This is a genomic window from Streptomyces saintjeani, from assembly GCF_055409605.1.
This window is the reverse complement of sequence record NZ_CP189624.1, coordinates 6337644-6350050: the sequence shown is the minus strand read 5'-3', so window position 1 is coordinate 6350050 and position 12407 is coordinate 6337644. Positions and strand designations below refer to the sequence as shown.

At 69.6% G+C, this 12407-nt stretch carries 4 protein-coding genes; 1 reads left to right on the top strand and 3 read right to left on the bottom strand.

Going from position 1 to position 12407, the window contains the following annotated elements; translation table 11 throughout:
* Window positions 1-83: 83 nt before the first annotated feature.
* Together ACQCO7_RS29095 and ACQCO7_RS29090 are read right to left on the bottom strand one after the other, a co-directional pair.
* Window positions 84-590 (bottom strand): SUKH-3 domain-containing protein, encoded by a 507-nt coding sequence (locus ACQCO7_RS29095; protein WP_464074580.1) that lies wholly within the window; start codon window positions 588-590, stop codon window positions 84-86.
* Entirely contained in the window at window positions 580-8346 is a 7767-nt protein-coding gene (locus ACQCO7_RS29090) for a ricin-type beta-trefoil lectin domain protein (protein WP_464074579.1), read from the bottom strand. Before ACQCO7_RS29090 ends, ACQCO7_RS29095 begins: the two co-directional genes overlap by 11 nt.
* 288 nt (window positions 8347-8634) lie before the next feature.
* Between ACQCO7_RS29090 and ACQCO7_RS29085 the strand changes: the two genes are divergently transcribed.
* Complete coding sequence (locus tag ACQCO7_RS29085; protein WP_464074578.1) at window positions 8635-11784, top strand: DNRLRE domain-containing protein; 3150 nt, start codon at window positions 8635-8637, stop codon at window positions 11782-11784.
* A 34-nt stretch (window positions 11785-11818) separates the two neighbouring features.
* On the opposite strand, the gene ACQCO7_RS29080 is transcribed toward ACQCO7_RS29085, so the two are convergent.
* Window positions 11819-12382: a Uma2 family endonuclease gene (locus tag ACQCO7_RS29080; protein WP_464074577.1), complete on the bottom strand. Its 564-nt coding sequence runs from the start codon at window positions 12380-12382 to the stop codon at window positions 11819-11821.
* Window positions 12383-12407: the final 25 nt, after the last annotated feature.

The following is a 12407-nucleotide window of genomic DNA, read 5'->3' as shown; positions in this document are numbered from 1 at the left end:
CGGAAGATGCGCCACGCTCTCTTCGATCTCGAAGAGGCTCGTCATCGTCGGTCTCCCCACACCCGACTAGGACACCGGGTACGTCACTCTTTGGGCCACGGTGTCCGCCCCGGTGCCGACCACGCGCACACCAGCGGACGCCCCGGCCGCACCGCGAACTCCAGTGCCGCGAGCGGGGATTCCCCTAGTTCCCACACCAGGCCGTCCAAGTGGGCCCGCACCCTGCCGCTCGCCCCCATGAAGACGTGACTGCTGCTCAGCCACCACCCCACCGGATCGTGCTCCTCCCCGAACAGGTCGGAGAGGAAGCGCGCCTCGTCGCGGTACCGGACCCCCCGGTTCGGGGTGATCCAGTACGGCTCGTCGTTCGCGAAGTTGGGGCCGGCGGACAGCGCGGGCTGGATCTCCAGGCCCCGGAACTCGGTGATGAAGGAGCGGAAGGGCCCGCTGACCTCGTATCCGGCGTCGGTAAGGCGTTCCACCGTGTCCGAGATGTCCACCCGCCGGCCTGGTTGCCAGTCGGCGGCCAGCAGGGAGTCACGGACGGGGCCGCTCAGCCCACGCTCGTCGACCGTCGGATCAGGGCCCAATGAAGAGTCCCTTCTTGAGGCGGGAGCAGCGTCCGCAGGGTCGGGCGGTGTCGCCGTGCTCCCACTGCCCGTCATCGTCGTCGCCCACGTGGACGACGTCCATGTGACCGCCGCGTATCGCGTCCGGGCCCTCGGCATTGTAGGCCTTGATCAGGCACTTGGTCTCGGCGCAGCCGCCGTGGTGGTCGAACTCGTCGAACACGTCCTCCATGCCCGGCGGCACGGCGAGCTGCTCCTTGTTGTGCGCCCGATAGGTCTCGCCGGAGGGCGAGGTGTACTCGGCGGCGTACTCCGCGCCGTACGCCTCCGCCACGTCGGCCGTGTCGAGCAGCGCCTGCGACGGGGGGCAGTTGTGGACGAGGACCGTCGCCGGCCCGGCGAGCACGTAGTACGTGTGGACGTCGCTGACCGTCAGGTTGTGGACGGCCGCCGTCCGCTGCGTCCACCGCTGGACCGCGGTGATCCGGACGAGCGTCCCGGCGCTGGTGCGCAGCCACTCCCCGGCCCGCAGGTCGGTGGCGCCGATCCACTCCCGGAGTTCCGGGACCCAGAAGGGGTGCCCGGCGGTCGCGGTGACCGAAGCGGTCCTGACACCGTCGATGTCGACCGTCACCTTGACGAGGTGCTTCAGCCCCCGCCCCTTGATCTCGGCCGTGACCGTCCTGGCCCGGGTCTCACCGGACCGCTCGTCGGTGGCGACGACCTTGTCACCGGCCCTGACCTGCTCGATCGGCTTGGCGGAACCGTCGGCCATCAGCACCTTGGTGCCGGGAACGAAGCTGTTGCAGGTCGGCCCGCTCTCGCCCGCCTTCCCGGAGCCACCGCTGCCGCTGGAACCGCCGTTGCCCCGCGACGACCCTCCGGAGCTGCCCCCGGGCTTGGCACCGCCACCCTTCCCCGAACCCGAGCCGGAGCCCGCGCTCTTCGCCGTGGAGACCTTGGGCGCCGCCTTCGCCTGGGCCTGTTTCTGGGCCGCGTTGCCCGTCTTCTTCGCCCGTGCCGCAGCCGCGTCGGCCGTGCGTTTCGCCTGTTCCGCCGCCTTCTTCTTGGCTCTCTGGGCCGCTTCCTTCTTGGCCCGTTCGATCGCCGCCTTCTTGGCGCGCAGGGCGGCTGACTCCGCCGCCTTGGCGGCCTTCAGGACCAGTTCGGCGGCCTTCTTCGCCGCGCGGAAGGATTCGATCGCCTTGATCGTGCGGTTGACCGCCTTCAGGACCGACGGGATCTTGCCGAGCTTGGTCCAGGGGATCGCCCCGATGATCAGGCTGCCGCACGACCACATGTCCCCGCCGAAGCAGGCCATCGCGTCGTTGATGCCGATGAAGTCCTTCAGCGTCTCCCAGGCGACCGCGAGGATCACCGAGGTCAGCGACTTGCCCATCATCGACTGGGCCTGCGCGACCTGCGCCGCCGAGAGGCCCGCCCCCACCAGTGCCGCCGCCCGTTCCGACGCCGTGAGGCTGATCGCCAGGCCCGTCGGGTCGGACATGGTCACCGGGTTGTTGTGGGCGTAGGAGTACCCGTTGGACTGGAGTACGTCGTTCAGGTCGAGCACCGGGTCGGCGGACAGGAACCGCCCCACCACCGGGTCGTAGAGCCGCGCACCGAGCGGCTGGTACCCCGACGCGTCGTCGCGTGTCGCGCCCAGGAACCCGGTGTGCGTCTGGACGTTGACACCGACCGTGCTCGCCGCGCGCTGGTTCCCGAACGGGTCCTGCTTGCGCAGCCGCACCGTGTTCGTGCTGTTCAGCGCGACCTCGACGTACGTACTCCCCTGGTGGTCCCCGGCGAGCGCGACGAGGTTCTCGGTGCCGAGGCCGTACGCGTACCGCATGACCGCGCCGCCCGGCGCCGAGTACGTGCGCTGGGAGTTGATCAGCGCGCCGCCCGCCATGACGGTGACCTCGGTGTCACCGAGGGAGAGGGTGGCCTGCTTCCCCTTGATGGACAGCAGACGGTTGCCGTCGGGCCCGTACACGTACCGGGTGTCGTTCTGCGCCGCCCACTTCTGCTCCGCGCGGGACGCGTCGCAGGTCGCGAGGACGACCGGGGTGGAGTTCGCCGACGAGGCGTCCTTGACCGCCGCGCACAGCGTGCCGTACAGGAGCTGGCCCGCGGTGTTGCGCTTGAACTCCTGGGCCGGGGTGCCGTCGCACTTCCGGATGCCGAACGCCGAACCGGCCGTGCCGGCGGCGGGCTGGAGGCACCAGTCGTCGTAGACGCTGAGGGTCCCCTTGTCCGCGTCCGTGCCGGGCGCCTGCGAGAAGCGCCAGCTCTGGCCGGGGGTGCCGTTGCACGAGTAGAGGTGGACCGGCTGGTCGGTGACCGTGAGGCCACCCTTCAGGTCGAGGCACTTGTCGGCGAGACCGACGTACGGGGTCTTGCCTCCCGTCCCCGCGCCCGTGATCCGCTCGATCTTGCCGTCGTACGTCCAGGCCAGCTCCTGCTTGTCGCCGTTCTGGAGGGAGGTGACGGTCTTGGTCTCGCCGGTGAGTTCGTACAGCCGCTCCGCCTCGGCCTTGACCTCGGCGCCCTGCGGTGTCCTGAAGGTCTTCGACACCTTGGTGAGCGTGTGCGGCTGGCTGCCGTCGGCCTTGCCGTACGCGTACGACGTGACGGCGTCCTTGGTCGCGTCGCCGGTGAGGTTCTTCTCGGTGAGCGTCTTGCGGTTGCCGGCCAGGTCGTACTCGTACTCCTGCCAGTAGCCGGAGTTGTCCGCGCCCGCCGTCACGTTCAGCGTGCCGTCGGACTTCTTCGGGCCGACGCAGGAGGACTGGTCCGACGCGGTCCACGCCGACTTGAGCTGGCCGAGCGGGTCGTACGTGAAGCACTGGCGCTCGGTGGCCTTGCCGGCGGCGTTCTCGTTGATCGAGGTGACGTTGCCGGAGGGGTCGTAGGCGTAGGTGCGGCGGGAGACGAGGTTTCCGGAGACGACGTTCTTGTCGCCGGTCTGCTCGCGGTAGACGGCCTGTTCGGCGAGTTCGCCGCTGGACTCGTCGTACGTCGCCTGGGTCCACACCCGGTACGGCTGCGCGCCCAGCGTCGAGCGCAGGACCTGGCCGTAGGCGTCGTACTCGGTCTCGGAGCCGTACCAGTCCTTGCCGGAGACGGAGAGCGGTTTGCCGTCCTCGTTGTAGCGGACGACCAGGGTCTCCTTGTCGAAGCGGCCCGCCTTGGGGAGGGTCGCCTCCTGGAGCATTCCGGTGTCGGTGTAGGAGAACTCGGAGCGGTACTCCAGGTCCAGGCCCCAGGCGTCCTTGACGGACTGCGGGAGGGTCAGGGTGGTCGAGGTCGGCTGGTAGTCCTTGGTGTAGCCGTCGACCTTCTGCGTGTACGCCTCGCCGCCGGTGTAGCGGGTCGCCGCGTACGGCATCCCCTTGCCGCCGGGGGCCTTGTCGTACTCGAAGGACGCCAGCAGCTTGCCATCGGAGGCGCCCTCCCGTTGTTCCGTCGGCCGGGACAGCAGGTCGTAGCCGTTCCAGACCGTGCCGCGCGCGTTGGTCGTGCTCAGGACCCGGCCGCGCGCGTCGTACTTGGTGCTCGTCGTGCCGGTGTCCGGGTCGGTCGCGGTGAGCTGGCGGCCCCGGTGGTCGTAGGTCCACGACCACGGGTGCGCGGTGTCCGAGGAGGCGGTCGCCGTCTGCGGCTGGCCGTCGCGGTTGTACGCGTACCGCATCGACGTGAAGCCGTTCGGGGCCTGCGGGTTGAAGGTGTCGACGCGGGAGGTGCGGCCCAGCGCGTCGGTGAAGACGCGGTACGACGAGGTGCCGGCCGGGTTGATCACCTTCGACCAGTCCTGGCCGTACTCGTAGCGGGTGGCCTTCTCGGCGACCGGCTCGGAGGACGACTCGCCGGTCAGCGGGTCGGTGACGCGCAGGACCGGGGTCTCGGTGAGGACGCGGCCGAGGCTGTCGTACGTGTAGCGGGTGATGTTGCGGACCGCGAGGTCGCTCTCCGGCTGGAACAGCTCGCCGGGCTTCGCGTCGCGGGTGAGGTAGGCGTTGTTGGTCTGCCAGACCTCGCCGGAGCTGTTGTAGAGGGTGTCGGTGATCAGGTGGCCGCCGCCGTCGGCCTCTTCCTGCGTCTGGCGTTCGCGGCCGAGGCCGTCGTACAGGGTGACGGAGGTCTCGATCTTGTTGTCGTGGCCGCGCGCGTAGGTGGTGATGTACGGCGGCTTGCGGTCCGGGTTGTCCTCGTCGTACTTCGGGATCGTGTAGACGGCCCGGAAGTCCGGGACCGCCGAGGAGGACGGGGTGCGGCCCGCCGCCCACGCCTCGGTCATCCGGCCCAGCGCGTCGTACTTCGCCTCGCTGACCAGGTTGTTCGCGTCGGTCGTCTTCAGCGAGGTGCCGCGGCCCGGCTCCAGGGTCTGGATCTGGGAGTGGCCGGCCGCGTTGGTCTCGGTGACCGTGAAGACCTGGCCGGTGGGCGGGTCGAAGGTGATCGAGGAGGGGTTGTTGTCCGGGTCGAACCGCTTGACGACGCGGCCGTAGTCGTCGAACTCGGTACGGCCGTCGGTCTGGAAGTCCGTGCCGTCGCCGTTCAGCGACCAGGTCTGCGACGCCTCGCCCAGCGTCCCGGCGAGCAGCGCGGCGCCGTAGCCCTGGCCGTCGTAGGCGGTGCGGACGCCGCCGCTGAGGGTGGAGAGCTTGGTGAAGTCGGCGGCGGCGCAGGTGGTCGGGGAGACCAGGACCTGCTTGGAGAGGCCGATCAGGTTCTTCGCCGTCTGGTGGACGTACTCCAGCTTGGTGCAGGACTCGTCGCCGGTCTTGCCGGTGTCGCCGAGCGACTCGACCTGGGTGGGCAGGCCGTACGTCGGCTCGTACGTCGTGGAGGTGCGGACCGTCCGCAGGGTGCGGGTGTCGTCGCCGGTGCCGGAGGAGCGGGTGTACGCCATCTCCTCGGGCTCCGTGACGCGCCACGCCTTCAGGGGGGTGAGGCCGTCGTCGCGGGTGCGGCTGGCGAGTTCGGTGGCGGCGGGGACGGTGACGGAGCGGGAGAGCCAGTCGGTGTCGGCGTCGTCCGCGTTGGTGTACGTCAGCTCCTCGGCGATCCGGCCCGCGAACGGCTCGCGGTCCTTGGCGATCTCCGCGCCGGTGATGTCCTTGACGGGGACGTCGTCGCCCATACCCCGGAAGAACCGGGTCACGGACTTGGACTTCTTGCTGCCGATCTTGTCGTCGTCGGCGCCCGTGATGACCGAGGTCTGCTCGAAGCCCGCGAACTGCGAGTACGTCCGCGTCGACTTCTTCGTGAACTCGGCCTCGGCGAGCTTCCAGCCGGGGTTCTTGTACTGGTACTCGGTACGGGTGGCCAACGCGCCGTCGACGTTGGGGAGTTCCTCGACCGTGTCCACGACGTACTTGTGGAACCAGTCGATGTCCTCGACCTCGGGGTCCGGGTTCCAGTACGACGGGTAGCACAGCCGCGTGTTGGCCTTCAGCTCCGCCTTGTCGTCCTTGCCGGGGAGGCCCGTGCCGGTCTTGCAGTCGCCCTCGGGGGTCTTGTACGAGACGACGGTCTCGCCGCCGTACTCGTTGATGACGCGGCCGACGCGCAGGCGGGAGAAGCCGGGGCGCGCGTCGTCCTTGACGCGGTTCGGCATGTCCTCGGCGTTGGACTCGAAGCGGACCGCGTTCAGGGACGTGCTCGCGCCCGCCGGGTCGTAGCCGGTGCGCTGGACGGACTCCAGCCACAGGGCCGTGTTCGGGCCCGTCCTCAGGACCGGGAAGTTCTGGGTCAGCGTGTACTTGTCGACCGGCTGCCGTGCCGTCGAGCCCGCGGCGCGCTGGGTCTCGGTGGAGATCGACGTCAGGCGCTTGCGGGTCCAGAACGACGGGCCCGCGTTCCAGCACATCTTCTTCGACTGGCAGCGCAGGTCGGCCGGGGTGTCGTACCAGATGCGGTACTTGCCCGGGTCCTTGTCGGCGAAGTTGGTGTCCGTGCACTTCAGGGTGGCCGTGTCGATGCAGCGCTCGGCTACCGCGAAGCTGATCCGGGAGGTCGCCGGGGTGGTGAAGATGCTGTTCAGCGTGTTGCGCTGGCCGTAGTCGATGTGGTCGAGCCAGCCGCCCCGGTCGTACTTGACCGGGTCCTTGAAGTTGAAGTTGCGGGCATAGTAGTTGTCCTCCTTCTTCCACCACAGGGACATGGCGTTGCCGTGGAGGTCCTCGACGTAGTCCAGGTTCCAGCGCCAGCCCTGGGTGCAGGCGGAGTTCTTCCACTCGGACTGGTAGCAGTCCTCGCCGCTGTGGTTGCCGTACACCGGGACCGTCAGGACGGAGTCGGTGACCGTGCCGCTCGGGGCGCCCGGGAGCTTGTGCTTGCCGAAGTGGTACTTGGTGCCGTCGCGGGTGGTGACGATCCAGTACTCGCCCTTGTAGGCGCCGTTGCCGGTGGAGTCGTCGCGGATCTGCTGGACGATCGCGCCGTCGCCGTTGGCCGTCGTCCACTTGCCGTTCGCCCACACCAGTTCGGTCGTGGTGCCGCCGAGGGAGAGGGTCGCGTTGTCCGAGCCCCAGCAGAGGTCGGCCGTGCGGTGGGTCTTGTTGTTCGAGCCGTCCTTCTTGGAGTCCTCGCGGCAGGTGGCGTAGGTGCGGGTGATCGAGCCGGGGGCGTAGTCCCAGCCGTCGCCTATCCAGGACGCCTGGTTGTTCGACGCGGAGGTGCGGCCGTCGACGGTCTGGGAGCTGTAGCTCAGCGCGACTTTCGGGGTGAGACCGCCGGCCGACTCCGGGACCTGGACCTGGTAGCCGTAGGTGAAGGCGCCGGAGGAGGAACCGGAGGACCAGGAGCCGGAGGAGAGGAGGGGGGCGGCGGTGTAGTCGCCGGAGGCGGAGGAGCCGGTGTCGAGGGCGCCGATCACTTGGGGGGCGGAGGCGTCTACGGCAGGGAGGGCGGTGGTGGTCTGAAGCGCCGCTGTCCGTACGGCCGTGCCCGTCGTCCCTGTCGTTCCCGTCGTCCCCGTGCTGTCGCCCGGCAGGAGTTCCGCGACCGGGACCGAGCCCGAGAGGATCTTCCTGGTCGTCGCCTTCTTCGCCGCCGTCGTGCGGGTGGGTGCCTTCGACGCCGGGACCGTCTCTACCGTGCTGGAGAGGCGTTCGGCCTTGTCCTCCCGCTTGCCGGACATCGTCGCCGTGCCCTCGGGGGCGCAGTCGCCGGTGCCGGGGGCGTCCAGGACGCAGTTCGGCAGCAGCATCAGGCCGAAGCGGTCGGCGGCCTGAGGGCCGTACAGGTCGGCGAACGCCGTGGTGTCGACGGCCAGCGCGACCTGGGCTGCGGGGTCGGCGGTGGCCGGTGGGGTGACCCGCATGACCAGGCCCGAGACGCCCGCGTCCTGCGAGGTGGCCGGCGGGGCCAGCTCGACCTTCCAGGTGCCGGCCAGCGCCGCCGGGTCACCGCCCTCGGGGACGCCGACCGCGATCGGCAGGTCCTCGACGGGGAGCGTGGTGCCGGGCGCGGTGCCCGTCGTGATCGTCGCGGTGCCGCTGTCCTCGGTCCACGGGGTGACGGCGGTCGGCGCGTACGGGTCGACCGGGACCTCGGGCGCGGTCGTGATCGTCTTGACGGCCTCCTCGTCACCGGCCAGCGCGGTGCTCTCGGGGAGGTCGGGCAGGTCGACGCTGCGGGTCGCGTCCGGGGCCGGCGGTACCGCCCACGCCTCGGCGGACAGGGTCGTCACCGTCAACGTCGAGGACAGCAGGAGGACGGTCGCCACGCGGCCGAGCCGCCGACGCCGTCGTGGACCTTGAGCACGCATACGCGTCGACTCCACCCAGGTGATGCAACAACAGATGTGCTCGGCACCTTCTGACATGAACCGCACAGGGATCAAGCCGGTCGAAGTGGACGGATGGGGTCCCCTTGAGATGTCCGTCACAGGAGATTTCCAGCCAGATCGGCGCACGGCTGGCACGTAAGAGCGCGGTAAGGGTCCTTTCAAGCCTTCATCACAGCTTTATAAAATCTTCATATGTGGACGATCCATGAGAACCGTGTGATCGTGTGCGCGCCCATGTCCGCCTGGATCACACGGGAGTAGACCGCTGTGTCCGCGCCGCCCCGCTTTCTCAGCCCCTTCGTGCGCACGCGCACCCGGCTCACCCTCACCCTCGGCCTGGTGCTGGCCGCGCTGACCGCCGCACTGCTGCCCTGGTGGCAGGGGTCGGAGCCGTCGACTCCCGCTGCCCGTACGCCTGTTGACGCACGTCCCGTCGGCACCGGGCCGCGCGACGAGAACGCCGCCGCGGCCGAGGCCCGGCGGACCGGGAAGGAGGTCGTCGTCGATACGGCGACCACTGCCACGGAGATGACGTGGGCTCAGCCGGGTGGGGGGTTGCGGACGCGGATCAACGCGTTGCCTGTGCGGGCGCGGAATGCGCAGGGGAAGTGGGCTGCTGTCGACAACCGGCTGCGGGTGGTCGGGGACGGGGTACGGCCGGTCAATCCGGTGGTGCCGGTGCGGTTCTCTGCGGGCTCTGCGGGCTCTGCGGGCTCTGCGGCGGGGAGTTCGCGGGCTGACCGGTCGTACGCACGTCAGCCGCTGACCGGCGTCGATTCCTTCCTCGCCGAGACCGTCCTCGGCGGGCATACCGTCACCTACACCTGGCCGGGCGCGCTGCCCGAGCCCGTGCTCGACGGGCCGCGTGCGCTGTACTCCGAAGTCCTGCCCGGCGTCGACCTGTTGCTGGTCGCCCGCGAGGAGGGCGGCCTCGCGCAGCTCCTGATCGTGAAGGACCGTACGTCGGCCGCGTCGCTCGCGACCGTGTCGTACGGCTTGAAGTCGCCCACCGCTTCGTTCCGTTACGACGCCGGCGCGGGCCGAGTCCTCGTGCTGGACCCCTCGCGCCGCGAAGTCGGGTCGATCCCGACGCCGTTCGCGTGGGACTCCGGCGGGCGTGACCCCGAATTGCCGGCCGGCGAGGTCGCTCGTACGTCCGTGGCGTCCCCCGCCGATGTCCTGAAACTGTCGGGGCTGAGCGGGATCGAGCCGGGGGCCCGGCAGGCTCCGACGCCGGTGCGGCTGGCCGGGGACGGGACGCGGGACGCCCGGCTCGAACTCCGCGTTCTTGAAACCGGGTTGCTCGACGACCCCGCCGTACGCTTCCCGCTCTTCGTCGACCCGCCGCTCAACTCGGGGTGGCTGGCCTGGACGGTGGCGTACAAGCCGTACCCGAACTCCAGCTTCTGGAACGGCACCAACTTCAGCTCGGGGACCTCGGACGCGCGGGTCGGGCGGGAGAACGACACGAACGGGACGGCGCGTTCGTTCTGGCGGATGAACTACAGCACCTCGCTGAAGGGCGCGTCGGTCAGCAAGGCGACGTTCACGGTGCTGAACAACCACTCCTGGTCGTGCACGAAGCGGGAGTTCCAGTTCTGGCTGACGGGGTCGATCTCGTCGGGGACGACGTGGAACAAGCAGCCGAGCTGGTCGGACGAGATCCAGCGGAAGTCGTTCGCGCACGGCTGGTCGTCGGCGGACTGCCCTGACGACTATGAGGAGTTCAACGTCCGGTCGGCCGCGCAGACGGGTGCCGACAAGGGCTGGTCCAACATCACCTTCGGGATGCGGGCGACCAGCGAGAGCGACACACAGACGTGGCGGAAGTTCAAGGCGACGTCCGCGGAGATGAACGTCACCTACAACCGTGACCCGGCCGTCCCGTCGAGCGTGTCCAGCGCGCCCGGCGGCACGTGCAGCACCGCTGCGGCGGGCCGGACGATCGGCAAGACGAACGTCGTCCTGTCCGCCAAGTCCACCGACCCCGACGGCAACCTGGCGGGGCTGCGGTTCCGGTTCTGGAAGAAGGACGCGGCGGTGCCGGCGGGCACGCTCGTGACGAGCCTGTCGGCCGGCAAGGCGACGCTGACGATCCCGTCCAGCTCGCTCGTCGACAAGGGCGTCTACTACTGGAACGTCCGCGCGGAGGACTCCGGCGACGGGCGCTCCGCGTACTACCCGGCCAGTGGCAACTGCACCCTCACCGTGGACGGTTCGGCTCCGCCGCCGCCAGACGTGGACAGCGAGGTGTTCCTCGCGGCCACCGACGACGGGGCGACCTGGGCGACGGTGAAGTTCGGCAAGCCGGGCGCGGTGACGTTCACGTCGTCCGGCGCGGCGAAGTTCCGTTACGCGGTGGACGGCCTGAACTGGAAGGACGCGCCGGCTCCCACGGCGGGCGTGTCGACGGTTCCCGACCTGACGCCGAAGCACGCGGGGCCCAACACCCTCAACGTCATCGCGTACGACTCCGTCGGCAACCCCAGCAAGACGACGAACTACACCTTCTACCTCCCGCCCCGCGACATCGGCGACGCTCCCGGCGACACCACCGGCGACACCCTTCCCGACCTGCTCGTCGTGGACGCGGACGGGAAGCTGATCAACTGCGTGGGCGACGAGGGGGGCGAGCTGAACGAGTGCCTGGACGCGGCGTACACGTCGGACGGGACGCTGAACCCCGCCGGGCACTGGTACAACGCGTCGACCGGGAAGGCGGCGCTGATCAGCCACTACGCGGACGCGTACCCCGGCGACGGCGTCACCGACCTCTTCGCGGTCACCCCCGACGGGGGCTTCTGGCTCTACCCCGGGGACGGCTACGGCAGCTTCGACGTGGGCAAGCGCCTCAAGGTCTTCCTGCCCTCCAACGCCCCCGCCCCCTCCACCTGGATCCAGCTCAAGGCCGTCGGCGACATCACGGGTGACGGGCTGCCGGATCTCACTCTGCGCTCCGGTCTCACGTACTGGGTCCTCTCCGGCTACACCGGCGGCAAGTTCCAGACGGCGACCCTGATGAACGCCGACGCCTGGGCCCGCCGCGACATCGTCAACATCGCGGACATCAACGCGGACGACGTCCCCGACCTGCTCTGGCGCAACCTCGACAACGGCAACATGTACGTCCGCCACGGCAAACCGGGGTCGGTGGCGGGAAGTGTCGCGCTGGACTCCCTGAAAACAGCGGCGGCTTCCCTGAACGGCGACGTGGCGTACGGGACGAGCTGGACCGAGGCCAACGTCTCGACGGCCCTGGGCATCCCCGACGTCAACAAGGACGGGGTGCCGGATATCTGGGCTCGGTTCGGGGCGGACGGGCAGGTGAAGGTGTACTACCCGTCGCAGACGAACACGAACGCGCCGGTGAAGGTGGTGCAGCCGCTGGACTGGCGGACGGTGAAGGCGCTGGGGTGACGCCGGGCCCGGCCGTCCTTCGGGGCGGCCGGGGTCAACTCTTCGGCCGCGTCCCGTACAAGCTGAGGCCGATCGTGGACAGGTCGCCACCGAGTGCGGCGGGCAGCGGCACTTCCTCCCCGTACTTTCCGTGAACCACGCTCCGGTACTGGCCCTCCCCGGGCCGGCCGAAGAGCGACCACGTCCCCGTCCGGGGGTCGATCTGGAGCAGCAGGGGAACGCCCGCCGCCGCGTACCACGCGGTCTTCTCGTTGATCCCCTTCAGCCGTTCGTTCGGAGAGATGACTTCTACGGCGAGTTCGACCGCGTCGGCGTCCAGGAGCCAGCCGTCGTCGTCCCGGAAGGCGCGTGGCCCGATGGTCAGGTCGGGGGTCGCGTAGTCGTCCGGATCGCCGGGCATCGGCACGGACACGTTCTCGAACGCTTCGTACGAGGCCGGGAGCCCGGGGCGAATGGCGTCACGCAGGTCGATGATGATCCCGGCGTGTTTACCGCTCGGGCTCGGGGACATCAAGAGTGTTCCTCCGATGATCTCAACTCTCATGCCCGTGGCTTGCTCGATACTCTCCGCGGCCTCGCGCAGGTGTCCACGGCGCACGGGAATGGGGTGATGAGCTGGGGTA

Coding starts and splice junctions, on each gene's coding strand:
- ACQCO7_RS29090 (WP_464074579.1), bottom strand. CDS start 8,346: ATGCGTGCTCAAGGTCCACGACGGCGTCGGCGGCTCGGCCGCGTGGCG.